The sequence below is a fragment of the Gordonia liuliyuniae genome (assembly GCF_021739025.1).
Lineage (GTDB): Bacteria > Actinomycetota > Actinomycetes > Mycobacteriales > Mycobacteriaceae > Gordonia > Gordonia liuliyuniae.
Map to the genome: position 1 here is coordinate 464,007 of NZ_JAKKOT010000002.1, position 22,724 is coordinate 486,730.

Annotated in this window: 21 protein-coding genes and 1 pseudogene; 15 read left to right on the top strand and 7 right to left on the bottom strand. The window is 66.9% G+C overall.

Features of this window, described 5'->3' with window-relative positions; genetic code table 11:
* Positions 1-5 precede the first annotated feature (5 nt).
* Both L5G28_RS03205 and L5G28_RS03210 read right to left on the bottom strand, forming a co-directional pair.
* Entirely contained in the window at positions 6-1,394 is a 1,389-nt protein-coding gene (locus L5G28_RS03205; protein WP_237000271.1) for an amidohydrolase family protein, read from the bottom strand.
* The gene (locus L5G28_RS03210) at positions 1,391-2,581 is read right to left on the bottom strand and encodes a CoA transferase (RefSeq protein WP_237000544.1); all 1,191 of its coding nucleotides are present in this window, start codon (positions 2,579-2,581) and stop codon (positions 1,391-1,393) included. The genes L5G28_RS03205 and L5G28_RS03210 overlap by 4 nt, the downstream gene beginning before the upstream one ends.
* Before the next feature lie 211 nt (positions 2,582-2,792).
* On the opposite strand from L5G28_RS03210, the gene L5G28_RS03215 reads away from it, so the two are divergent.
* Positions 2,793-3,737 carry a zinc-binding dehydrogenase gene (locus L5G28_RS03215; RefSeq protein ID WP_236998169.1) on the top strand — a complete coding sequence of 315 codons (945 nt, stop codon included), beginning with the start codon at positions 2,793-2,795 and terminating at the stop codon, positions 3,735-3,737.
* A complete protein-coding gene (locus L5G28_RS03220; RefSeq protein WP_236998168.1) occupies positions 3,730-4,509 on the top strand; it encodes an SDR family NAD(P)-dependent oxidoreductase in 780 nt (259 codons plus the stop codon). Before L5G28_RS03215 ends, L5G28_RS03220 begins: the two co-directional genes overlap by 8 nt.
* Positions 4,510-4,599: 90 nt before the next feature.
* Here L5G28_RS03220 and L5G28_RS03225 read toward each other — a convergent pair whose 3' ends face one another.
* The 3 genes from L5G28_RS03225 to L5G28_RS03235 are packed head-to-tail and all read right to left on the bottom strand — an operon-like array spanning position 4,600 to position 6,947.
* Positions 4,600-5,787 (bottom strand): thiolase C-terminal domain-containing protein, encoded by a 1,188-nt coding sequence (locus tag L5G28_RS03225; protein ID WP_237000272.1) that lies wholly within the window; start codon positions 5,785-5,787, stop codon positions 4,600-4,602.
* Positions 5,788-5,794: 7 nt separating this feature from the next.
* Complete coding sequence (locus L5G28_RS03230; protein ID WP_237000273.1) at positions 5,795-6,214, bottom strand: Zn-ribbon domain-containing OB-fold protein; 420 nt, start codon at positions 6,212-6,214, stop codon at positions 5,795-5,797.
* Position 6,215: 1 nt separating this feature from the next.
* Positions 6,216-6,947 carry a FadR/GntR family transcriptional regulator gene (locus tag L5G28_RS03235; RefSeq protein ID WP_236998165.1) on the bottom strand — a complete coding sequence of 244 codons (732 nt, stop codon included), beginning with the start codon at positions 6,945-6,947 and terminating at the stop codon, positions 6,216-6,218.
* Positions 6,948-7,181: 234 nt separating this feature from the next.
* Here L5G28_RS03235 and L5G28_RS03240 point away from each other — a divergent pair, with 234 nt between their 5' ends.
* The 4 genes from L5G28_RS03240 to L5G28_RS03255 all read left to right on the top strand — a co-directional run bounded on the left by L5G28_RS03240 (position 7,182) and on the right by L5G28_RS03255 (position 11,840).
* Positions 7,182-9,539, top strand: a complete 2,358-nt coding sequence (locus tag L5G28_RS03240) for a CaiB/BaiF CoA transferase family protein (protein ID WP_237000274.1) — start codon at positions 7,182-7,184, stop codon at positions 9,537-9,539.
* A gap of 6 nt (positions 9,540-9,545) precedes the next feature.
* Positions 9,546-10,355: an SDR family NAD(P)-dependent oxidoreductase gene (locus tag L5G28_RS03245; protein WP_236998163.1), complete on the top strand. Its 810-nt coding sequence runs from the start codon at positions 9,546-9,548 to the stop codon at positions 10,353-10,355.
* A 37-nt stretch (positions 10,356-10,392) separates the two neighbouring features.
* Entirely contained in the window at positions 10,393-10,848 is a 456-nt protein-coding gene (locus L5G28_RS03250; RefSeq protein ID WP_237000275.1) for a nuclear transport factor 2 family protein, read from the top strand.
* Positions 10,849-11,024: 176 nt separating this feature from the next.
* Positions 11,025-11,840: an SDR family NAD(P)-dependent oxidoreductase gene (locus tag L5G28_RS03255; protein WP_237000276.1), complete on the top strand. Its 816-nt coding sequence runs from the start codon at positions 11,025-11,027 to the stop codon at positions 11,838-11,840.
* Between the two features lie 55 nt (positions 11,841-11,895).
* Here the strand turns inward: L5G28_RS03255 and L5G28_RS03260 are convergent, their stop codons facing one another.
* Positions 11,896-13,023: a CaiB/BaiF CoA transferase family protein gene (locus L5G28_RS03260; RefSeq protein WP_236998160.1), complete on the bottom strand. Its 1,128-nt coding sequence runs from the start codon at positions 13,021-13,023 to the stop codon at positions 11,896-11,898.
* Between the two features lie 167 nt (positions 13,024-13,190).
* Here L5G28_RS03260 and L5G28_RS03265 point away from each other — a divergent pair, with 167 nt between their 5' ends.
* The 3 genes from L5G28_RS03265 to L5G28_RS03275 are packed head-to-tail and all read left to right on the top strand — an operon-like array spanning position 13,191 to position 15,955.
* Positions 13,191-14,204 carry an LLM class flavin-dependent oxidoreductase gene (locus L5G28_RS03265; RefSeq protein ID WP_236998159.1) on the top strand — a complete coding sequence of 338 codons (1,014 nt, stop codon included), beginning with the start codon at positions 13,191-13,193 and terminating at the stop codon, positions 14,202-14,204.
* Positions 14,205-14,253: 49 nt separating this feature from the next.
* Positions 14,254-15,699 carry an MFS transporter gene (locus tag L5G28_RS03270; RefSeq protein ID WP_237000277.1) on the top strand — a complete coding sequence of 482 codons (1,446 nt, stop codon included), beginning with the start codon at positions 14,254-14,256 and terminating at the stop codon, positions 15,697-15,699.
* Positions 15,700-15,754: 55 nt separating this feature from the next.
* A complete protein-coding gene (locus L5G28_RS03275) occupies positions 15,755-15,955 on the top strand; it encodes a ferredoxin (RefSeq protein WP_236998157.1) in 201 nt (66 codons plus the stop codon).
* A 66-nt stretch (positions 15,956-16,021) separates the two neighbouring features.
* Here L5G28_RS03275 and L5G28_RS03280 read toward each other — a convergent pair whose 3' ends face one another.
* Positions 16,022-17,251 (bottom strand): cytochrome P450, encoded by a 1,230-nt coding sequence (locus L5G28_RS03280; RefSeq protein WP_237000278.1) that lies wholly within the window; start codon positions 17,249-17,251, stop codon positions 16,022-16,024.
* Between the two features lie 135 nt (positions 17,252-17,386).
* Between L5G28_RS03280 and L5G28_RS03285 the strand changes: the two genes are divergently transcribed.
* From L5G28_RS03285 to L5G28_RS03310, 6 genes and pseudogenes are all read left to right on the top strand, one after another.
* The gene (locus L5G28_RS03285; RefSeq protein ID WP_237000279.1) at positions 17,387-18,160 is read left to right on the top strand and encodes an SDR family NAD(P)-dependent oxidoreductase; all 774 of its coding nucleotides are present in this window, start codon (positions 17,387-17,389) and stop codon (positions 18,158-18,160) included.
* Positions 18,157-19,038, top strand: coding sequence for a DUF6282 family protein (locus L5G28_RS03290; RefSeq protein WP_236998154.1), 882 nt, complete (start codon positions 18,157-18,159; stop codon positions 19,036-19,038). The genes L5G28_RS03285 and L5G28_RS03290 overlap by 4 nt, the downstream gene beginning before the upstream one ends.
* 20 nt (positions 19,039-19,058) lie before the next feature.
* Positions 19,059-19,889, top strand: a complete 831-nt coding sequence (locus tag L5G28_RS03295; protein WP_237000280.1) for a mycofactocin-coupled SDR family oxidoreductase — start codon at positions 19,059-19,061, stop codon at positions 19,887-19,889.
* Between the two features lie 11 nt (positions 19,890-19,900).
* The gene (locus L5G28_RS03300) at positions 19,901-20,686 is read left to right on the top strand and encodes an SDR family NAD(P)-dependent oxidoreductase (RefSeq protein ID WP_237000281.1); all 786 of its coding nucleotides are present in this window, start codon (positions 19,901-19,903) and stop codon (positions 20,684-20,686) included.
* A gap of 5 nt (positions 20,687-20,691) precedes the next feature.
* Positions 20,692-21,455: pseudogene (locus tag L5G28_RS03305) on the top strand (crotonase/enoyl-CoA hydratase family protein).
* 92 nt (positions 21,456-21,547) lie between these two features.
* Complete coding sequence (locus L5G28_RS03310) at positions 21,548-22,696, top strand: acyl-CoA dehydrogenase family protein (protein ID WP_237000282.1); 1,149 nt, start codon at positions 21,548-21,550, stop codon at positions 22,694-22,696.
* The last annotated feature ends 28 nt before the right edge of the window (positions 22,697-22,724 follow it).

A 22,724-nucleotide genomic window follows, 5' to 3' on the forward strand; every position in this document is an offset into this window, starting at 1 on the left:
GCCGCTCATCGCTCAAACACGACCCGGCTGCCGACGAGGGTGTATCGCACCCGCACGGCTGCCGGGTCGTCGAGCATCTGCGCCCACGGTCGGTCGAGAACGATCAGATCGGCGTCTGCGCCGACCGCGATAGTGCGGGCGGGCCCGCCCGGGTCGTCGAGCGGAGCCAGGAGGCGGTCGAGGGCGCTCGCCGCCGTCAGGGTCTCCGACTGTCCGACGACTCGCCCGTCGGGGGCGGTGCGATCGACCGCTGCCGCGACGATCCGCCACGGATCGACCGGGCCGTACGGCGCGTCGCTCGAGAGTGCTAGCCCGATGCCCGCGGCGAGGAGACTCCGACAACGGTAGAGGCTCTCGAGATCGTGCGGGTCGACGCGCCGCAAGTAGTCGTCGCCGCGGTCGGCGAGGAACCCGGGCTGCGTCACCACCGTCAGGCCGAGGTCGTGGAACGTTCCGATCGCCTCGTCAGGGATCACCGCGCCGTGCTCGACACGGTCACCGGGCACGGTGCCTACCGCATGGAACACCGCCACCAGCAGCCAGCACGCCTCCACACTCACGCAGTGCACCGCGACCGGACGACCGAGTGCGTGTGCTCGCTGAATCGTGTCCTCGAGTTGCTCGATGTCCGGCAGGTCGGAGTCGGCGATGACGATTTTGTACGGCCCCGTCGCGACGTTGCGGCCGCCGGACCGGTGCAGCGGCACGCCGAGCAACTGGAGGCGTTGGGGGAGGGCGCCGGTCGCTGCCGCATCGGTCAGTGCCGCGAAGGTGCGACCGTCCAGATCTGGCGTCGCATCGGTGATCCCGGTGATTCCGTGCGCCGCGAGATGCATGCCGACCTCGTCCAGCGGAGGCGGGCCGTGATCGGGTAGACGAGTCCGCAGCCAGGTGTCGGCGCGCCAGACGCGACCGGTGGCCCGGCCGCTGTCGTCGCGTTCGACGCCGGGCTCGGTGGCGTTCTGCAGGTCGACCAGGTGGGCGGCAGTCGAATTGAGGACCCACATGGCTCCGCTGCGGTGCTGGATGCGCGTCGGACGATTCCGGCACAGTTCGTCGAGGGCGTCGGCATCCAGATGGCCCGCGACAGTCTCGACGTAGCCGACGCCGCGGATCCACCCGTCGCCGGGCGCCGAGGCGAGGGCCGCGGCCAGGTCAATGGCCGTCGTCACATGCGGGGGGCCGCAACGGATCGAGCGCCAGTGGGCGGCGAGCGCGTGCAGGTGGAGATGATGATCGTGCAGTCCGGGAAGCACCGCGCACCCAGCGGCGTCCAGCGTCGGCGTCGACGGCCGGGCGTATCCGGTCCCGACGGCGTCGATTCGGCCGCCGCGCAGGTGGACGTCGGTGCGGACTCCCGCAACGTCGGCGTTCGCGATCACCAGACGGTTCACCGGGCGACCCCCAGTTCGGCGAGCACCGCCGCGGTGTCGCGTCCGCTGACGGGTGCCTGGTCGGTGCTCGGTCGTCGGCGCGGCGCGGTGAGGAGCGCGTCGCCGGCGGGTTCGGTCTGCGTCGCGGGATCGAGAGTCGTGGCGACCACCGACGACATGTCGACGTCCCACAGTTGTCCGGAACCGTCGGGGCCTCTCGACATCGCGAGATCGGCCGCGGCGAGTCCGGACAGCGGATCGGCGATCGCGTCGCCGACGAACAGCGGCGTGCCGTCGTCGGCGCGCGCCACTAGACCGGCGCATGCGGCGATGTCGTCGCCGAAACCGATCCGGTTCGACTCCCGGCCGTGTGCGGTGATCGAAACCCAGGTGCCGCCCGCCGCGACGAACCGGTCTGCGTCGAGTCCCCACCTGGCAAGGGCCCTGGGCCGCGATGCCTCGATGACGATATCGGCGGAGGCGACGAGCGCGGCGAGCGCATCTCGCTGCGCGTCGTCGTCGGGATCGAGGACGACCGATTCGTGCCCGGCGTGCAGGAGTCGGTAGAACTCGCTGTCGCCGCGCCGTGCGCCGTCCGGGCGGCCGGGCGTCTCGACCTTGATGACGCGAGCGCCCGCGAGAGAGAGTAGATGGGCACATAGCGGGCCCGCCCACAGTGCGCTGAAATCGACCACCCGCAGTCCGGCGACCGACCTCGGCGGCAGGGTCGCGGCCTGCGCGGTCGACTGCGCCGTCTCGACCGGGCCGACTGTCCCGACCGGCCCAGCCGCGACGCCGAGAAGCTCGGCGCGCTCGGCGAGTTCGGCTCCGGTGTGTGAGCGCACCCAGTCGGCGACCGCGGGCCACGGATCGTCGCGGACGTCCGCGCAGGCCAAGGCGCCAAGTAGAATCGGGTCGTCTGGTCGTGCGCAACTGACCGCGGCCCAGCCGTCGAGCGTGGGCAGTAGTCGGCAGTGCCGACCAGCCGAGGTCATCCCGTGCCGGGTGAACCCGGTGTAGGCCGCACGTTCGGACAGCAGTCGCGCGCCAGCGAGCCGAACTCGTCCCTCGGTGGCCTCGGCGATCCGGGCGGCGTGTCGATCGGCGACGGTCGCGGCGTGGCCGGGAGGGATCAGCGGGGGGCCGTCGCCGAATCCGGTCAGTACCGGGACGCCGCTGCGTGCCCAATCGATCACGCGGCGCGACATCTCCTCGGTTCGGCCTGGCACGTGGGCGAGTGTACTGCGCGCTCGCGAAGCGGAATGGGGTATTCACTAAACAGCTAGTAATCGTTATCATAAATAGTGCTACCGCTGACCGTCACCGGGTGCGGAGTCGATCCCGTCGCCGGCCCGTGCGTCATCGTCGACTACGGACTCCCGTACGTGTGAGGCCAACCTAGAGAACGGAAACCTGGACATGAAGGCATGGCAGTTCGAACGTGCGGGCACTCCGCTGGAGCTCCGCGACCTTCCGGAGCCGCGCCCCGCGGCCGACGAGGTGTTGATCGAGATCAAAGCGGCCGGCTTGTGCCACACCGACGTCGGCATCCTGCACGACCCGCAGTGGTCCGAGCGGATCGGTCCGTTCCCGTTGACACTCGGGCACGAGCTCGCGGGCGTGATCATCGAAGTGGGGCCCGACGTCGAGGGTTTCGCGGTCGGTGACCGAGTAGGCGTCTTCCCCGCGGGGCGGACCCGCCCCGGGCTCGGGCGCGATGGCGGCTACTCGTTCCGATGCACGGCGTTGCCGGAGGACCTGGTGAGGGTCCCCGCAGAGGTCGGATTCGAGCAGGCCGCGCTGGGCACGGACGCCGGGCGGGCGGCCTACCGGGCGTTGGTGCGCCGCGGCGGTGTCACGAGCGGCGACAAGGTCGGCATCATCGGCTTCGGCGGGCTGGGCCAGATGGCGGCGCGGATCGCCGTGGTGCTCGGCGCCACAGTCTTCGTCGCCGAGAAAAAGAAGTCGCTGTGGAGCGCCGCCACCGAGATCGGCGCACAGGCGGTGTCTGGCGACATCACCGACTTCGCAGACGAGAAGCTCGATCTCGTCGTCGACTTCGCAGGTTTCGGGACGACTACCGCGGCAGCGATCGAGGCCGTCCGCGAGTTCGGCACCGTCGTGCAGGTCGGAATGGGCAAGCTGTCCGCAGAGATCTCCACCGGATCGCTGATCTTCAAGCAGGTGACACTCATCGGGTCGCGCAGCGGCTCGGTCGAGGACATCGCCGCGGTGTACGAGCTGTTCGCGGCGGGCGAGTTGAATCCGTTGATCTCACCGATCACGTTCGAGGACATTCCGGCAGCGCTCGACCGGCTGCACCGGGGCGAGGCGGAAGGGCGACTGGTGGCCGTCTATGAGTGACCGAGCGGCGATTGTCACCGGTGGAGCCAGCGGTATCGGCGCCGCATGCGCCGAGCGGTTGGCGTCCGACGGATTCCATGTCCTGATAGCCGACCTACAGGAAGACGCCGGTCGGGCGCTCGCCGATCGCCTCGGTGGGGAGTTTGTCCGCACTGACGTGACGGATGAAGCGGACGTCGCGGCGGTCGTGGACCGCGCAGGCGAGTCTCTCGAGGTGTTCTTCGCCAACGCAGGCGTCTTCGGTGCCCTGGGGCCGATCGAGCGGACCGACATGGCTGCAGCCGACCACACCATTGCGGTGAACCTGCGCGGCACAGTGCTCTGCCTCAAGCACGCGGTGCGCGTGATGCGTCCGCGCGGGCGCGGATCGATCATCGTCACTGCGAGCCCGGGCGGGATCGTGGGTGGGGTCGGCCCCCACATTTACAGTGCGACCAAGGCTGGTGTGGCAGGCCTGGTGCGCGCCGTTGCCGCCGAGGCGCGCGACTACGGCATCCGCGTGAACTCGCTCGTCCCGGGGGCGATCGTCTCGCCGATGACGGCCGCGGTGCTCGCCGACGACCCGACCGATCTCGACGGTGCGACTGCAGCGATGGCTCCGATCCCGCTGGTCGGCCGCCCCGGGCAGCCCTCCGACGTGGCGGGCGCGGTCTCGTTCCTCGCCTCCCCGGACTCTGCGTTCGTCACGGGTACCGAACTCGTCGCGGACGCCGGGTACACGCACGCGTCTGGCTCGGCGGCGTTCGCCAAAGGGCGGTTCGCCGAGTCGTGACTCCGCGGAACGGCTGAGAGCGAACTCGCGACCCTCCTCACCGACGAGGAGGGTCGCGAGTCTGTTCGTCAGGCTCCGCAGGAGCGGGCGTCAGTCGTCGCGGCTGAACACGAACGCAGTCGACTTCGCCAGACCGTTCGACACGGTCACCAGTGATCGGGACGCGCCCGGCACCTGACGGTCGCCACCTCGGTCGGTCACCTGGATTACGGCTTCGGCGAGATGAGTCATACCGTGCAGGCGACCCTCGCCGAGCGCGCCGCCGCCCGTGTTGACCGGGAGTCGACCGGTCAATTCGGTGTGTCCGTCGCGGGTGAACGGGACCGCCTCGCCACGGCCTACGAAGCCCATGCCCTCCAGCCAGGTGTGGACGAAGACGCTGAAGCCGTCGTACAGCTGCGCGTTGTCGATGTCGGCCGGACCCAGCCCGCTCGTCTGCCAGAGGGTGCGGGCGATCTGCTCGGAGCCCTCGATGAGATCCTCCAGCGTCATCACGGCGCTCGTCGGCGCGGTGTGGGTTCCCGCGGCGAAGCCGGTGAGCAGCGCGGGCGCCCGGCGCAGGTCGCGGGCGCGTTCGGTCGAGGTGAGTAGGAGCGCGACGGAACCGTCCACCGGAAGATCGCAGTCGAGGATCGTCATCGGGTCGGCGATCATCCGAGCGTTCAGATAGTCGTCAGCGGTGAGCGTGGTCCCGCGCCAGTACGCGTTCGGGTTCCGCTGGGCGTTCGCGCGATTGGCGACCATGAACGGCGCGAGATCGTCGCGGGTGAGTCCGTGCAGATCGAGGTAGCGGCGGAGGACGGTCGCGGCCCAGGCGGGCGGCATGCTGAAACCGAACGGCGCATGGAACTGGTCGGGGCCGGCCGCGACTGAACTGTCGTAGTTGATGTACGTGCCCTTCGGCACGTGCAGCGACCGGTAGACGATCGCGTAGTTGCAGACTCCGGAGCGGATTGCCATCGCAGCGTCCATCACGCTCTGGGTGACCATTCCGTTGGTCGATCCGGTCCAGGTGATCTGCGGTCGGATGCCGAGCACCTGAGGCAGATAGTACGGCGTCACGACATCGATGCCCTCGCCCGTGCCCTTCGTGCCCCCGTACCGCGGCATCGACGGCGACGTCGCGATGCCGTCGACGTCGGCCCGAGTCAGTCCCGCGTCGTCGAGGGCGCGGTCGCACGCCTCGACCGTCAGCGACGCCAGTGTGCGGGGCAGTCGTCGGCCCATCTCGCTGTATCCGACGCCCGCGACGGCGACCCTGTCACGTAGTTCCCACATCTTCGTCTCACGCTTCCGTCAGTCGGAACTGCGGGAGCACGCAGTCCTCGGAGATCTCTTCGAAGTCCACTTGCACCGCTGCTCCGATCCGAGCCTGCGCCGGCTCGGCGTCGAGTAGGTCCGCCACGAGGAGCAGACCCGGCTGCTCGACGAGTTCGACGATCACCACGACGAGCGGCAGCAGCTCGGCGAAGCCGGGGCCCGGCGGATGTTCGAGCACCGTGAAACTGTGCACGGTGCCGTAGCCGGAGACTTCTTCGAAACCGAGGTCTTCGCTGCCGCACGTCGGGCAGGTCAGGCTTGGTGCGTGGTTGAAGCGTGTGCACGCGGCGCACCGCTGGATGCTCAACCTGCGTGCGCGCACGCTCTCCCAGAACCCCTCGGTCACATCGTCGGGGAACGGGGCCGGTCGGATCGGTGTCGTCACGTCACATCCTCCACTTGACTGGCGCCGCGAGCGCCTTGGCGTAGTGCTTCTCGGTGTAGGTGGTCAACGCCGTCATATGCGTGTTCATCAGCTCCTCGGCCCGGTCGGGGTCGTGGTCGGAGATCGCGGTGGCGATCGAGGTGTGGATGTCGACGGTCAGTTCGCGTTGCCGGGAGGGATACTGGACGCCGACGGACGACCCGTCGAGGATGTCCGACAGCGCGGTGAACAACGCGGCGAAGATGAAGTTTCCCGATCCCTCGGCGATGCTGTTGTGAAAGCGACGAGTCTGGGTGAGGAAGCCGTTCTCGTCCTCGAGGTTCTGTTGCTCCAGGTCGATGATCGCGAACAGGGCGGCGATCTCGTCGGCAGGCATCCGTTCGGCGGCCAGCCGTGCCATTCGGGGTTCGAGCGCCGCGCGGGTCTCCACGACAGTCTCGAACGGCGCCTGCTGGAACTGCAACAGCAGGCTCAGCGAGGTGGCGATCGCGGAGCTGTCGGGCCGCTGCACGATCGGGCCCCCGCTGGGGCCGGGCTTGAGGGTGATGACGCCCTGCAACTCAAGGAATCGCAGCGACTCGCGCAGGGTTCCGCGTCCGACGTTGTAGTCCTCGAGCATGGCCTTCTCCGGTGGTAGGCGATCGCCGATCTGATTGCCCCGCCGGTGGATGTCATCGACAATGCGCTGCGCCACGAGTAGCGCAGTCTTCTTCGGGCGTTCCGTCGTCGACATGGTCGTGTTCTCCTGGCTCTTGTGCTCGCGTCACCCGTACCTTACATTCAATGTTATTGATATGTATAGATCGTGTGATTTTGTGAGGCTCGCCGACCGATCTCAATAGCGGAAGAGTTTCTCTCGATCGCCTCGTGGATCTCCGCAGCGCGGCGCGTGTCAATTCGCCCTGCTGGTGGCCGATTCCACCAAAGAATCGGCCACCAGAGAATCCGAACAGTGAGGGAGTGTCTTATGCCTGGTCCACTCGATGGGCTCGTAGTAGTCGATGCGAGTCGGGGCATGCCGTCGGGCATCGCCACCATGATGCTGGCCGATTACGGCGCGCGAGTGGTCAAAGTGGAACGCCCCGGTGACGTATCGGGGGCCGAGGCGACGCTGCGAAAGGTCCTCGACCGCGGGAAGTGGAGCGTCGCAGCGGATATCGATACTCCGGAGGGGCTGGAGACGCTGCACGAGGTGCTTGGGTCGGCGGATGTCTTCGTCGAGGCCTGGGGTGCCGGACGGGCCGAGGCAAAGGGCCTGGACCACGCGTCTCTGCGCGAACGATACCCGCAGTTGGTGTGCCTGACAGTGACGGGATATGGGACAACCGGGCCGCTGTCGACGAGGCCGGGATACGAAGCCCTGCTCAACGCCCGCCTCGGCATGAGCGCCGAACAGCGTGCGCATCGGCCCGGTCCGACGTTCCTCGGTCACCCGACCGTGTCATACGGCACCGCGTTCCTGGCGGTCATCGGCGTGTTGTCGGCGCTGCACGCGCGCAAACTCACCGGTCGGGGTCAGCGCGTGGACACATCGCTGCTCGACGGGATGCTCGCCATCCGAGCGATGAACTGGTGGTGGAACGAAAAGGACATCTCCTATCTGGCCCGCAGCGGAACGCAGCAGGGATTCGGTAACAAACGGCTGATTACGGATCCGTTCGAATGCGCCGACGGCAACTGGTTGATACCACACACCGGCGGTCCGGGATCCTACAAACGGATGATGGACCTGCTCGGCTTCGGTGATCGTGTACGCACGATCGAGGGCCCCGAGATGTCGGTGCCGCTCGATGACGACGAACTGGTGATCGCGCGCGACCTCGTACCTGAAGCGTTCAAGTCGCGTCCGCGCGACGAGTGGGTCGCTCTGTTCGCGGAACACGACATCGCCTGCCTGCCGGTGCTGCATCCCCACGAGATCTTCGATGACGACCAGGTGCGTCACGCCGGTGTCGCGGTCGACCTGGCCGATGCCGACCACGGCACCGTCCGGCAGATCGGACCAGTGGTGCGCTTCGAGAAGACCCCGCCCGAGGTCCCGACGCCGGCCCCGCAGGTCGGAGCTCACAACGGTCGGGTCGGCGAACTGGAGCAGAGCCCGGCATGGCGGCCGACCGGCTCGCGCAGCCTGACGCGGCCGCTCGAAGGAGTGCGGATCGCTGACTTCAGTTCGTTCTTCGCGACCGGGTTCGGATCCAAGCTGCTCTGCGATCTCGGGGCCGAGGTCGTGAAGGTGGAGCCACCGTCGGGCGACCAGATGCGTCCGCTCGGTGACCTGTGGGAGTGCTCGCAGCGCGGCAAGCGCGGTCTGTGCATCGACATGCGCACCCCGGAGGGGCAGGAAGCCGTTCGCAAACTCATCGCGGAGGTCGACGTGGTCGCCGTCAACTTCCGGCCGGGCAAGGCGGAGAAGATCGGCTTGGGCTACGAACAACTGCGCGAGATCAACCCCAACCTGATCTATGCGTACCTCCCCGGTTTCGGCTCGACCGGCCCCAAGTCGTCGTTGAAGAGTTTCGCGCCGCTGCAGTCCGGCCTCGTCGGGATGAACTTCATCGGTGCGGGCGCCGATAACCCGCCGATCCGACGGGTGATGGGAAACGAGGACCTTTACAACGGGTTCCTCGGCGCGGTCAGCATCGCCATGGCGCTGGTGGCTCGCCAGAACTCCGGCTCCGGCCAATACCTGGAGAGCCCGCAGCTGCATTCGAGCCTGCTGGTGCGGACAGAGATGGCCGCGGACGGCGACGGCAATCCGCTCGAGCCGTATGGGCTGGACTCAGACACGACCGGATGGGGACCGCTCTACCGGCTGTACCGCACATCTGACGGTTGGGTGATGATCGCGGTCTTCGGCGATCAGAAGTTCGCCGCGATGACCGACGCGCTCGGCCGTTCCGAGTGGGACCGGGAGTTCGGGACGAAGCAGCAGCGGGCTGATGGTTCCGACGAACTGGCGGCCAAACTCGAAGGCGTGTTCGCGTCGATGAGCACCGAGACCGCTTTCGCCACTTTGGACGGTGCGGGCGTGCCGGTGGAGATTCCTGCCGACGATCCGGTCATGCCGGAGCTCTTATGGGACGAGTCTCTCGCGGAGACCGGGCAGGTCGTCGAACAGCATCATCCGGAGTACGGCTGGTGCCGCGAGGTTGGTGTCACGATCCGTCTCTCGGACACTCCGGGCGCAGTGCGTGGGCCCAGCCCGTTGCTGGGACAGCACACACGTGAGGTCCTCACCGAGCTCGGCTATCCGGTCGCGGCCATCGACGACATGGTGGAGCGCGGCGTGTGTCGTGAGCCCGCGGCAATCGAATCGAAGGTGTGAGATCCCGTGTTGACGGACAAGCGGGTGCTGGTCACCGGCGCCGCCAAGGGGATGGGGCGCGACCTCGCCCTGGAGGCCGCCCGTCAAGGCGCGTCGCACATCGGCGTCACCGACGTCGATGCCGTCCAGCTCGCGCAGACCGTGCAGGAGGTCGCCGAAACGGGTGCTCGGGTCCACTCGGTCACTGCGGATCTGCGTTCCACGTCGGATATCGAGGCGATGGTGGAGGAGTTCGCCGGTTGGGCGGGCGGACTGGACTCGCTGTTCAACAACGCCGGCGTCCTCGACCACATGTTCACCCCAGCTGACCAAACCGGTATCGAGACGCTGCACGAAGACGTCTGGACCACCGTGATGGACATCAACCTCAAAGCCGTCTGGTCGGCGATCAAGTTCGCCGCGCCGCATCTGCGTGAATCCGACCGGGGGCCGTCGGTGGTCAACGCCGCCTCGGTGTCGGGGCTGGCCGGGACCAGCATGGTGGCCTACGGAGTCTCCAAAGCCGCGGTGATCCAATTGACGAAGGTCGCCGCGGTTAACCTGTCACCGCATGTTCGAGTGAACTGCTACTGCCCGGGTTCGATTCGGACACCGATGAGCGACGCCCACCTGGCCGCCGGCGACGACCGGCTCCGACAGGCGCGATCGATGTATGGAACCCACCTCATCCCGCGGCGCGGTCTGCCGGTGGAGGTGGCGCGGACGGCGTGCTTCCTGGCCAGTGACAGCGCCTCGTTCCTGACCGGCGTCGTGCTGCCGGTCGATGGCGGCACCATGGCCTGGCGTGGCACGCACGACGATGTGCCGCTGGACTGAACCAGACTCGAGATCGACCCACCCTGGAGGTAGGAGCATGGTGAACGACGAAGTGACCGACCTGCGCAACCGGTTGCGACGGCTCGAGGCGGCAGAGACCGCGCGCGACCATCTGCACGCCTATGCGCGGGTGCTCGACGATCCGGACCCGGACACCGTGACGGCATTGTTCGCCGCCGACGGGGTGCTGAGCACACCGTCACGGGAGGCTCGAGGCGTCGCGCAGATCCGTGAATTCTTCCAAGGTGCGTTCGCCGCCGATCCGTCGATCAAGCGGCACTTCGTCGCCAACACCGAGGTCACGTCGGTGGAGGCGACCAGAGTTCGGACGCAGTCGCAGTTCCTCTTCACCGGCCGCGGACGGGACCGATCCGTGATCGGCTGGGGCGACTACACCGCCACCATCGATACGGCCGGCGCGCGGCCGATGTTCTCGGAGTTGCGAATCGCGATCGACGTGAGCACCGACCTGGCGACCGGGTGGCCGAAGTAGGCCGGCACGTTCGACATGACGAAGGCCTGATACGTCCGCAGCTCGCCGCCGTCGGCTCAGTCCTCGAGAACCTGGGTACTCGAGCATCGATCGGCATGGTCGTCATCGACGGGAAGCCCGAAAGACCGCGACTAACGCTGAAGAATGTCCACATCAACAACAGTGAGGTTTGACCGATGCTCGGCGACAAGAGAGTTCTCATCACAGGTGCGGCGAAAGGGATGGGCCGTGAGCTCGCCCTCGAAGCCGGCCGACAGGGTGCGACCGCTATCGGCATAGCCGATGTGGACGAGGCAGAGCTGGCGGTGACAGCCGATCTTCTCGCCCAGGCGGGCGTGCGGACGCGAGCGATCCACACTGATCTGCGGTCGACCGCAGAGGTGCGCGCGATGGTCGAGGACTTCGCCTCGTGGGCGGGCGGGCTGGACACTCTGTTCAACAACGCGGGCGTCCTCGACCACATGTTCACCGATCCGCAGCAGGCCACCCTAGAGGGTCTGGACGAAGACGTCTGGAACACCGTGATGGACATCAACCTAAAAGCGGTCTGGTCGGCGATGAAGTTCGCCGCACCGCATTTGCGGGAGTCCGAGCGCGGTCCGTCAGTGGTGAACGCGGCGTCCGTCGCCGGGATGGCAGGTACCCGGATGCCGGCATACGGTGTGTCGAAGGCAGCGGTGATCCAACTGACGCGGGTGGCCGCGGTCAATCTGAGTCCGAAGATTCGGGTGAACTGCTACTGCCCGGGAACGATCCGGACACCGATGAGCGACGCGCATCTCGCCGCGGCGGCGGACAAGAAGGCGCGTGCCCGCGAGATGTACGGCCCGCATCTCCTCAACAGGCTAGGGGAATCGGTCGAAGTTGCGCGGACGGCATGCTTCCTGGGCAGTGACGATGCGTCGTTCTTGACCGGTGTGGCGCTGCCGGTCGACGGTGGGATGACGGCCTGGCGCGGAGTGCGGGACGAGGCCGAGATCGAAATCGACTGATCTTCTCGTCCGCGGCCCGTTGGAGCAGATTTCACATCGGGCCGCGGACGGTGGCTCAGCGGGTGGGCAGCTTCGGTGGGTTGGTCCGGTACGTCGGCGGCGTCTTCGACAGGCGGATCGGGTTGCGGATCTGCGCGACGCCAGTGCCTGCGGGCTCGTCCGACGGTTCGACGACGGGACTCAGCCCGAGGCTGTCGGCGAATTCGATGGCCTGCCCGATGTCGTTGATCGGGCCTGCGGGGACATCAGCGTCGCCGAGAACGGCGAACCAGTGGTCCGCGGTGTCGGTGCGCAGGACCGTTTCGAGCGACTCCACTAGTTCCGTGCAGTTGATGACCCGGTTGGCGTTGGTGTCGAATCGCGGGTCGTCGATCAGTTCGGGCAGTCCTAGCGACCGGCACAGTGCGGCGAACTGGCGATCGTTCGCCGCGGCCACGGCGAGCGGCCGGTCGGCGGTGTTCAGCGGCTGGTACGGCGCGACGCTCGGGTGCGCGTTGCCCATCAGGCCAGGGACGTTTCCGGTGATGATGTGACCGGATACCTGGTTGGTCAGCGACGCCAACACCGACGACAGCAGGTTGACCTCGACGCGCTGGCCTTCACCGGTCCGCAACCGGTGAATCAGCGCGGTCTGGATGCCCATCGCCGCGTGGAGGCCGGTGATCGCGTCGACCATCGCCACGCCGACCTTGGCGGGGCCGGTCTCCGGATGCCCGGTGATGCTCATCAGGCCGCCGGTAGCCTGGGCGATCAGGTCGTAGCCGGGCAGATGCGCGCCCCCGTCCGATCCGAACCCGCTCACCGAGCAATAGACGAGGCCCGGATTCTCGGCGGCGAGTTGCTCGTACCCGAACCCGTACCGCTCCATGGTGCCCGGGCGGAAGTTCTCCACCACGACGTCGGCTTCGGCGATCATCTCATGGGCCATCGCGCGGTCGGCCTCGCTGGTGAGGTCGAACCCGATGGACGTCTTGTTCCGGTTGAGAGCGAGAAAATATGTGGATTCGCCCTCGTGCCAGGGCGGACCCCATCCGCGGGTGTCGTCCCCGACGTTGGGCCGCTCCAGGCGCGTCACGGCGGCGCCGAAGTCGGATAGCAGCATCGTCGCGTACGGACCGGCCAGAACTCGGCTGAAGTCGACGATCCGAATGCCGGTCAGGGCTCCTGGTGTGGTCGCGGTCATCGTTCTCCCTCTCTGGCATCGTGCCAGGTTGAACACTTGGTGATGCGGTCGCTCCGTGTCGAATCAGTTGAACACTACACATCCATGCGCATGGTTGCTATGGTTCTACTGAATCGACAGTGGCGCGGGACACGTTCCGGCGCCGACAGGGAGTGAGGCACCGCCACATGAAATTGGCCCTGCGATACGACATGCGTACACCGGACATCGGAGTGGGCAGCCCGGAACAATACGCCGCCGTCCTCGATCACGCCGCCTGGGCCGACGAGGTGGGCTTCGAGACGGTCTACCTCGCCGAACATCACGGCGCCGACGACGGCTACTGTGCGTCACCGATGATTCTGGGATCCGCGATCCTCGGTCGGACCCGCAGGCTGGGGGTGCACCTCTCCGCGCTCGTCGCGGTCCTGCATCATCCACTCCGCCTCGCGGAGGATCTGGCCGCGCTGGATCTGATCGGTGGCGGCCGAGTCGAGGTGACGGCGGGCATCGGCTATCGCGACTTCGAGTACCGGATGTTCGATGTCGACCGACGTCGTCGGGCACGGATTCTCGAAGAGACCATCGAGGTGCTGCGGCAGTCGTGGACGGGCGAGGAGTTCGAGTTCCGCGGCGAGCGGGTGCAGGTGCGGCCCCGACCCGCGCGTCCCGAGGGGCCGCCGCTGTACGTCGGCGGATCCGCCGATGCGTCCGCGCTGCGCGCAGCGCGGATCGGTGACGGCTACCGACCCGCCGGTGCGGAGAAGGATCGCCTGTACGAGGTGTACGCCGCCGAGCTGCGCAAGCTCGGCCGACCGGTGCCGCCGCAGGCCCCCGCGCTCGGACCGCTGTTCCTGTTCGTCTCCGACGATCCAGCGCGCGATTGGGACGTCGTTGCGCCGCACGTGCTGTACACGACGAATTCCAACGCCGCGTGGGCCCGCGAGCGTGGAGTCGGCACCACGGCTTACCGTGCCGCCGACGGCGTCGCGGATCTCAAGAGAGACCCCAACATCCGAGTCGTGACGCCGGAGGAGTGCCTTGCGCTCTGCGACGAACTGGGCGACGACTCCGAGCTCGTCTTTCAACCTCTGATGGGCGGTCTTCCACTCGAAGCAGGATGGCGGAGCCTACGTCTGTTCGAGACGGAGGTCCTCCCCGAACTCGTGGTTCGCGGGTATCGCGACGCGGAACCCTCGTGACCCGCCTGCCGACCAGCTACGGACCTCCACTACTCAACGAAGAGGCACAATGACCAGCATTACATCGACTACAGAGGGAACCGACGCCCCACCCGGAATGCCGCGCGCACTGGTCGCGCTGATCGGCTACTTCGTCATCCTCGCCACCCTGGTGACGACCATCCCGATCAAGCTTCTCGGTCAAATCGGCCCCGATCTGGGCGCATCCGGCGGTCTGCTCAACTGGGTGGTCATCATCGGCTCGCTCAGCGGTGCGATCGGCACGGCGCTCCTCCCGCCGACCGCCGCCCTGTTCGGACAGCGACGAGTGGCGCTGGTGACGATGGGGCTGCTGACGTTCGGGAGCCTTCTCGCCGCCTTCGCTCCGAACATGACTGTCCTGTTGATCGGCAGATTCATCGGCGGCTTCACCCTTGGTGCCATCGCGCTCGCGTTGGTGATGGCACGAGCAAATCTGTCCGGCCGGGCGCTGAGCACCGTCCTGGCGTGGATCGCCGCCGCCGAGGGCGTAGCGGCGGGCCTCTCGTTCGCGGTGGGCGGCCTCCTCGCCGACACGGTGAAGGTCGACTGGCGAATCATCATCGGCGTCCTGGCACTGCTGGGTCTCGTCGGGGTCGTCGCCACGCTCGTCGTGATCCCCGCCCATGACGCACCGAGCACGGGCCGCGTCGACTGGATCGGCGGAGTGCTGTTGGCCGCAGCCCTCGCCCTCATCCTGGTGCCCCTCAGCATGGGGTCAGAGTGGGGATGGTCGTCTGCGACGGTGCTCGTGCCGCTGATCCTCGGTGCCGTCGCCGTCGCAGTCTGGTGGCGGCTGGAGGAACGCGTCGCCGAGCCGTTGGTAAACACCCGTGCGCTGCGGAACGCGAACTTCCTGCGCGGTTGGCTGGTGTTCTTCCTTGCCGGCGGCCTCACCTGGGTCGTCAACTTCACGATTCCGAAGTTCAGTGAGACGCCGGAATCGGCAGGCTTCGGCTTCGGCTATAACGGCCTGACCAGTGGCCTGTTGATGCTGGTGTACTGCCTCGGCATCGTCCTGGGGAGCGCAGGTGCCGGGCCGTTGAGCCGGTACGTACCCACTCGAGTGATCTCGATGATGGCGTTCACCGGGTGCACTGTCGGCATGCTGCTCATGGCTTTCGAGCACGACCAGGAATGGCAGATCTGGGTCTGGTCGTCCATCATCGGTCTCTCGTACGGGCTCGCGTCGGCGAGCGCCTACATGACCTTCATCCGGGCACTGCGTCCCGAACAGGTTGCGACGGCCGCGAGTATGGGCCAGATCAGCGCTCCGCTGGGCGGTGCGGTCGGCAGCGCCGCCATCACCGGCATCCTGACCGCTCAGGTCCTGCACATCGGCGGCGTGTCGATTCCCACCCAGCACAGCTTCCAGATCGGCTGGCTGATCGGCGCAGGCATCGCGATCGTCGGACTGCTGCTCGTCGCGCTGGTGCGGTCAGACGCCGCAGAGGATGCCGCTGAGGACCTCAACTGAACGACGAACGGCCGCGCTCGCGTGCCGTCAAGCACTGAACAACCAGGAGTTACCCATGATCATTTCGATTGCCGGTGAAAAATGCACTGGGCACGGTCGATGCTATTCGGTGGCCGACCGGCTGCTCACCGACGACGACGACGGATTCGTCGTCGAGCGGGGCACCAGCTGGGAGGTCGCCGACGGCCTGCACGACGAGGCGGCAGCGGCGGCGAAGGCCTGCCCCGAGGGTGCGATCAGCATCCGCGACGCCTGACCCGACTCGACACAGACTTCGGCCCGGAACTCGCGAGAGCTCCGGGCCGAAGTCGTGATGCGGGGGTCAGTCCCACACGAGGGGGAGGCTCTGCAGGCGGAGCTGGCTGCCCCGCTCACGCAGCTCGGTGCCCTCCGCGATGTGGTAGTGCGGGATGTGCTTGTGCCACTCAGTGAGGGCGACGACCAGTTCCGCCCGCGCGAGGTGCATCCCGAGGCAGCGGTGGAAGCCCGCACCGAATCCCAGGTGCTGGGTCAGGTTGTCGCGCTCCGGGTCGAACTTCTCCGGGTTGTCGAACGCTCGCGGGTCCTGGTTCGCGGCGGCCAGACCCAGCCACACCAGGTCGCCCTTCTTGATCGGCAGCCCGTGGAAGTCGATGTCGTGGGCGGCTTCGCGGCCATCCTGGAAGACCAGACCGTACAAGCGGATAATCTCCTCGACGGCGTTCGGCCACAGTTCCGGTTCGTCGATGAGCAGCTGGCGATCCTCCGGATGGGTGGCCATGTGCAGGAACGTGTACCCGAGCGCGCTACGAGTCGTGTCGAGTCCAGCCGACATGATCGTCGAGCAGATCGTCAGGATCATGTCGTCGGGAATGGGCGCGCCTTGATACTCGGCGGTGATCAGTCGGGTGACCAGGTCGGTCGTCGGGTCGCCTGGGTTCGCGCGGCGGTCGGTGATAGCTGCGGTGAAGTACTCGTCGAGTGCCTGGCGGGTCTGCGCGGCGACTTCTTGACCCTCGGGGGTCTTATCGAAGAATCCGGTGAACTGGCCCTCAACCCACGGCATCAACGTGGTGCCGTCCTCGACCGGCAGCCCCAGGAGGGCCAGGAACAGCTCGGTCGGGTAGAGCATGCCGAAGCCGGTCGCCATGTCCTCCGAACCGCGCGGGGCGATGTCTGCGACGAGCGCAGTGGCGCGCTCCTGTGCCAGGTCGGCGATGCGCCGCACCAGTTTGGGGGCGAAGAACGGATTGAGGATCTTGCGCATCTCGGCATGCTCGGGCTGATTCAGGTTCTCCGGAATTAGTCGCATCGCGGGCGATCGGTGGAATGCGCTCACCTGGTCGTTCGTGAAGTCGTCGCCGCGTTGGAGTGCCTCGCGGACGTCGTCGAAGCGATTGATGACCCAGAACCCCTCCTCGGTGGAGTCGTTCCAGGCGAACCGCGACGCTTCGCGGTCGGCGTTGAGCAGGCGGTACGTCTCAAGTGCCGGTCGCTCAAGACGGTAGTCGGTGTGGAACACCGGGCAGCCGCCGAGTTCGCGGGGTGGCGTCGTGATGGCTTCTTCGGTCATAGGGGAGCTCCTCGTCCTCAGAGTCGATACAGTGACTAGTGCTAATTATTAGCATCATTGTGATGGAGATCAATGGTTGACGCTCAATCCTAATGATGCGTATCATTCGAATAAATATGGAGGAGGAGGCCCAGTATGAACAGGTTGCACAACCAGGTCGCCGTGGTGACCGGCGGTGGTTCCGGTATCGGTGCAGCGTCAGCGCGGCGGCTCGCTGCCGAGGGCGGCGCGGTGGCCGTTGTCGATCTCCACGCCGACGCCGCCGAACAGACGGCCCAGGACATCAGGTCTGCTGGCGGTCGCGCTCAAGCTTATGAGGCCGATGTCCGAGATCGCGAACGGATCGGCGAAGTGATCGACGCAGCGGTCGACGATTTCGGTGACATCGGCGTGCTGTTCACCGGAGCCGGTGTCTCAGGCGCTCGGATCGACAGCCACGAGATGTCCGTCAACGACTGGCAGAGTGTTCTCGACATCAACCTGAACGGCACGTTCTTCGCTGTCCAGGCCGTGCTGCCCTCGCTGCTGCGCCGAGGCGGCGGGTCGATCATCACCTGCGGCTCCACCTCGTCCTACGTCGCGACGCAGGGCGGACTTGCGCCGTACCGCGCCTCCAAGGGCGGCGTGAAGATGCTGACCCAGACCCTGGCCGTCGAGTACGCGCCGCAGGGCATCAGAGTCAACAGTGTCTGCCCGGGAGCGGTGAAGACCAATCTGAGTGCGAACACCGCGTCGATAGTCCCGGCCGACGGCACCGTGCGGAACCCGTCCAAGCCGTTGAGCGTGCCACTCGGCCGATACGGCGAACCAGAGGAGATCGCCTCGGTGGTCGCATTCCTCGCATCCTCCGACGCGTCGTACATCACCGGTCAGGCGATTCTCGTCGACGGCGGAGTCACGGCCGAATGACACGCGACTCCGGCACGGCGCCGATCCACTTCGACGGTGCGATCGACATGCACTGCCACTTCGGCCCGGAACCGCTCGTCGAGAAGCTGGCGAAGCATCCGCACGCCGTTGATCCGATCGAGGCGGCCCAGGAGGCATTCGCTGCCGGGATGCGTGCCGTCGTGCTCAAAGCGCACGAGTTCCCGTCCACGGCAGTCGCGGATCTGGCCAACAAGGCCGTCCCAGACGTGCGTTCGATCGCGGGTATGTGCTGCGATCACCCGGTCGGCGGCATCAATCCGCAGGCAGTCGAGACCGCGCTGCGGGCGGGCGCGCGGGTGATCTGGTTGCCCACGCTCTCGTCCGTGTCGAACCGGCCGGCCGCCGTCGCAGCTGCGTTCGGCGTCTCGGAGGGAATAGCCGTGCTCGATCCCGATGGTGAGTTGCTGCCTGAGGTCCGCGCGGTCATGGACCTCGTCGCGGCCTACGATGCTGTGCTGGCCACGGGCCACATCACAGTCGACGAGCACTACGCGGTGGCGCGAGAATTCGGCCGGCGCGGCCGGCTGGTCGTCACGCACGCGATGCATGCGAGCGCCGGACCGGGCCTGTCGGTCGACCAGACTGCGGAACTCGCCGATCTCGGCGCCGTCATCGAGTTCTGTGCCCACACGTGCATGGGCAAGCCGTCGACGTTCGACCAGGTGATCGCCGCCATCGCGCGAATCGGCGCCGATCAGGCGATCGTGTCGACGGACTACGGCTGGACCGACTCGCTGCCCCACCCGGCAGCGGGGCTGAAAGGTTACGTCAACTCCCTGTGGGACGCGGGAGTCGATGAGCAGGACTTGCGGGTGATGGCCGGTTCAGTGCCGGCCCGCCTGCTGAGCTTGGACTGATGACTATGGAGGAGATCGGTATGGGACGGGTAGCAGGCAAGGTCGCGTTCATCACGGGTGCGGCGCGAGGCCAAGGTAGAGCGCATGCGGTGCGCCTGGCGCAGGAGGGCGCCGACATCATCGCCGTCGACTCGTGTGAAGACGTGTCGTCGCTGGAGTATCCGATGGCGACGGAGGACGACCTCCGCGAGACGGAGAGACTGATACGCGAACTCGGCCGCCGAGTGATGGTTCGCAAGGTCGACGTCCGTGACCAGGCCGCTCTCGACCAGGTGACCGCCGACGGCGTCGCCGCGTTCGGCGGCATCGACATCGTGAGTGCCAACGCGGGCGTCTGCGGATGCCGTCCGACGATGGACCTGTCTGACGTCGAATGGCAGGACATGGTCGACATCAACATGACGGGCGTGTGGCGCACAGTGAAAGCCACTGCGCCGCACCTGATCTCGGCTGGTCGGGGCGGCTCAATCGTCCTGACGAGCTCGGTCGTCACCATGGTCGGCGCCGCGAACGTCGCGCATTACAGCGCGTCCAAGAGCGGTGTGGTCGGGCTGATGAAGACGCTCTCCGCTGAACTCGGCAAGCACCAGATCCGGGTGAACGCGGTCCACCCGGGCAACGTCGCCACCGACATGCTGTTCAGTGAGTCGACGCTGCGGGTGTTCTGTCCGGACCTCGAGAATCCCACGACGGACGATCTGCGCGAACGCGCGCGCGGCGGCGACGTGCTCGGCCAGGGTTGGGTCGAAGCCGTCGACATCAGTAACGCGGTCCTGTACCTGGCGTCCGACGAGGCTCGTTTCGTCACCGGCGTCTCCCTCCCGGTCGACTGCGGCCGTCGGATCGGCTGAACGGAGTGATGATGTCTGAAGCGACGAACACGGGGAACCAACACTTCCAGGGTGGAAGGCGTTTGCCGGGTAGACGGATTCTCGTCACCGGAGGAGCGGGCGGGATCGGTGCGGCGGCCGTCAAGCAGATGTCGGACGAAGGAGCCGCCGTGGCCGTCCTCGATCGAGGCCTCGACGCCGCTCGTCGGCTCGCCGCCGACATCGATGGCGCGACGGCGTTCGAGTGCGACGTGACAGACGCGGCGTCGGTCGACGCCGCGGTGGCCGCAGCGGCGAACGAGTTGGGCGGACTCGACGGCGTGCTCACCTGTGCGGGCATCGCCCGTTCCGGCTTGCCGCACGAGATGTCGCTCGACGACTGGCATGCGGTGATCGACGTTAACCTCAACGGGACGTTCTTGGCCATCCGCGCGGCGATGCCGCACCTGTTGGCTGCCGATGTCGCGAGTGTGGTGACCATTGGTTCGGTGGCATCGCTTGTCGCTGCCAACACGAACACCTGCGGATACGATGCGTCCAAGAGCGGTGTCGTCGGCCTCACCCGGTCGGTCGCGGCCGGCTACGCCGAGCACGGTGTGCGGGCGAACTGCCTGTGCCCCGGTGTCGTCGACACCCCGCTGGCGCGCCGAGCGCGAGAGGTCGAAGGCGTGACGAGCAACGCAGTCGCCGCGACTCCGCTGGGGCGTCGTGCCGAACCGGAGGAGATGGCGCGGATCATCGCCTTCCTCCTATCGTCGGAGGCGTCGTACATGACCGGCTCGGTGGTCACCGCCGACGGCGGCCTGACGGCGCGGTGACGACGATGAGTGACGAAGTGCTGGTCGAGGAACACGACGGCGTGCTGGTAGTGACACTGAATCGCCCCGCGGCACGTAACGCGGTCAACGCCGCCGTGTCCGAAGGTGTTGCTGCGGCGATGATCGAACTGGACAGCCGCGACGATCTGTCGGTCGGCGTGCTCACCGGCGCGGGTGGAACCTTTTGCTCAGGAATGGATCTGAAGGCGTTCGTGCGCGGAGAGTCGCCGGTGATCGAAGGCCGCGGATTCCTCGGCCTCGTGGAGGCCCGCCGGACAAGCCGCTGATAGCAGCTGTCGAAGGCTACGCTCTCGCCGGTGGTTGCGAGGCGGTGCTCGCGGCCGACCTCGTCGTGGCGGCGCGTACTGCGAAGTTCGGCATTCCCGAGGTCAAACGAGGTCTCGTCGCCGCGGCCGGTGGGCTGATGCGACTCCCGCAGCGGATCCCGCAGTCGGTTGCGCTTGAGTTGGCCTTGACCGGCGAGTTCCTCGACGCTGAGCGTGCCCACCATTTCGGTCTGGTGAATCGTCTGGCCGACGAAGGGGCAGTGCTGGAGGTGGCGCTGGAACTCGCCGGGGCGATCGCTGAGAACGGTCCGCTCGCCGTACGAGCATCCAAGCAGATCATCCGCGACAGCGCCGACTGGCCGTCCGATGAGATGTTCGACCGGCAGCGAAGCATCGTCGGCCCGATCTTTGCCTCCGCGGACGCGCAGGAGGGGGCTCGCGCCTTCGCCGAAAAGAGGCCGCCGCACTGGCGTGGCGAGTGACCGTCAGGCCCCTCACGGTGTCGCCGTGCGGCAAACACATATATTAAGCTAAACACTGACGGGGTCTGTCCCGCGGAAGGAACTATCGAGTCATGGCATTGACCGAAGACGAACAGGACATGGTGGCACTCGTCGCCGACTTCACCGACCAACGTGTCCGTGACCGAGTCCGCGAGTTCGACGAGCCGGACGTGTACCCCGAGGAATTCATCGAAGAGATGAAGGCGCTGGGCTTCTTCGGTCTCCTCGCTCCCGCCGAGCACGGCGGCGTGGACGTGAGCACCGCATGCTTCGCGCGGGTCACCGAAGAGCTCGCCCGCGGCTGGATGAGCCTGGCGGGCGCGATCGGTGGGCACTCGGTGATCACCTATCTGGTCAAGACGTTCGGCACCGACGAGCAGAAGACCAAGTATCTGCCGAAGATGGCCACCGGCGAGATCCGCGCCACTATGGCTCTCACCGAGCCGGGCGGCGGTAGCGACCTGCAGGGCATGCGCACCTACGCGACCCCGGCCGACGGCGGATACTCGATCACCGGCTCCAAGACGTGGATCTCGAACGCCGCACACTCGGGGCTGATTGGCCTGTTGTGCATCACCGACCGTGACGCGTCGCCAACGCACAAGGGTATGAGCGTCATCTTGGTGGAGCCGGGCGACGGTCTGGTGATCTCGAAGAAGCTCCCCAAGCTCGGATATCGCGGTGTCGAAGCGTGTGAGCTGGTGTTCGACGGGATGCACGTCCCCGCGAATGCTGTGCTCGGCGGCGAACCCGATAGGGGGTGGGGCCAAATGATGCGCGGCCTGGAGATGGGGCGCATCCAGGTGGCGTCGCGGGCACTGGGCGTTGGCCAGGCGGCGCTCGATGCGGCCGTCAAATACGCGCAGGAGCGCGAGTCGTTCGGCAAACCGATCTGGAAGCATCAGAGCGTCGGCAACTTGATCGCGGACATGGGCACCAAACAGCAGGCTGCACGTCTGCTCACCGCGGACGCGGCGGAGAAGCTCGATCGCGGTGAGCGTGCCGACATGGAGGCGGGGATGGCCAAGCTGTTCGCGTCGGAGACCGCCATGCAGATCGCTTTGGACGCGATCCGTGTGCACGGCGGCTACGGCTACTCGAAGGAGTACGACGTGGAGCGCTACTTCCGTGACGCGCCGCTGATGATCGTCGGCGAAGGCACGAACGAGATCCAGCGCAACGTGATCGCCGCGCAGATCATCTCGCGGAACAAGATCTGATCGACAGGAGCCAGCCAGTGACCCAGCA

Excerpts from the sequence above, each read along its gene's own strand:
- L5G28_RS03210 (WP_237000544.1), bottom strand. The coding sequence starts at position 2,581 with ATGTCGCGCCGCGTGATCGATTGGGCACGCAGCGGCGTCCCGGTACTG.
- L5G28_RS03215 (WP_236998169.1), top strand. The coding sequence starts at position 2,793 with ATGAAGGCATGGCAGTTCGAACGTGCGGGCACTCCGCTGGAGCTCCGC.
- L5G28_RS03220 (WP_236998168.1), top strand. The coding sequence starts at position 3,730 with ATGAGTGACCGAGCGGCGATTGTCACCGGTGGAGCCAGCGGTATCGGC.
- L5G28_RS03225 (WP_237000272.1), bottom strand. The coding sequence starts at position 5,787 with ATGTGGGAACTACGTGACAGGGTCGCCGTCGCGGGCGTCGGATACAGC.
- L5G28_RS03235 (WP_236998165.1), bottom strand. The coding sequence starts at position 6,947 with ATGTCGACGACGGAACGCCCGAAGAAGACTGCGCTACTCGTGGCGCAG.
- L5G28_RS03240 (WP_237000274.1), top strand. The coding sequence starts at position 7,182 with ATGCCTGGTCCACTCGATGGGCTCGTAGTAGTCGATGCGAGTCGGGGC.
- L5G28_RS03250 (WP_237000275.1), top strand. The coding sequence starts at position 10,393 with ATGGTGAACGACGAAGTGACCGACCTGCGCAACCGGTTGCGACGGCTC.
- L5G28_RS03255 (WP_237000276.1), top strand. The coding sequence starts at position 11,025 with ATGCTCGGCGACAAGAGAGTTCTCATCACAGGTGCGGCGAAAGGGATG.
- L5G28_RS03260 (WP_236998160.1), bottom strand. The coding sequence starts at position 13,023 with ATGACCGCGACCACACCAGGAGCCCTGACCGGCATTCGGATCGTCGAC.
- L5G28_RS03265 (WP_236998159.1), top strand. The coding sequence starts at position 13,191 with ATGAAATTGGCCCTGCGATACGACATGCGTACACCGGACATCGGAGTG.
- L5G28_RS03270 (WP_237000277.1), top strand. The coding sequence starts at position 14,254 with ATGACCAGCATTACATCGACTACAGAGGGAACCGACGCCCCACCCGGA.
- L5G28_RS03275 (WP_236998157.1), top strand. The coding sequence starts at position 15,755 with ATGATCATTTCGATTGCCGGTGAAAAATGCACTGGGCACGGTCGATGC.
- L5G28_RS03280 (WP_237000278.1), bottom strand. The coding sequence starts at position 17,251 with ATGACCGAAGAAGCCATCACGACGCCACCCCGCGAACTCGGCGGCTGC.
- L5G28_RS03285 (WP_237000279.1), top strand. The coding sequence starts at position 17,387 with ATGAACAGGTTGCACAACCAGGTCGCCGTGGTGACCGGCGGTGGTTCC.
- L5G28_RS03290 (WP_236998154.1), top strand. The coding sequence starts at position 18,157 with ATGACACGCGACTCCGGCACGGCGCCGATCCACTTCGACGGTGCGATC.
- L5G28_RS03295 (WP_237000280.1), top strand. The coding sequence starts at position 19,059 with ATGGGACGGGTAGCAGGCAAGGTCGCGTTCATCACGGGTGCGGCGCGA.
- L5G28_RS03300 (WP_237000281.1), top strand. The coding sequence starts at position 19,901 with ATGTCTGAAGCGACGAACACGGGGAACCAACACTTCCAGGGTGGAAGG.
- L5G28_RS03310 (WP_237000282.1), top strand. The coding sequence starts at position 21,548 with ATGGCATTGACCGAAGACGAACAGGACATGGTGGCACTCGTCGCCGAC.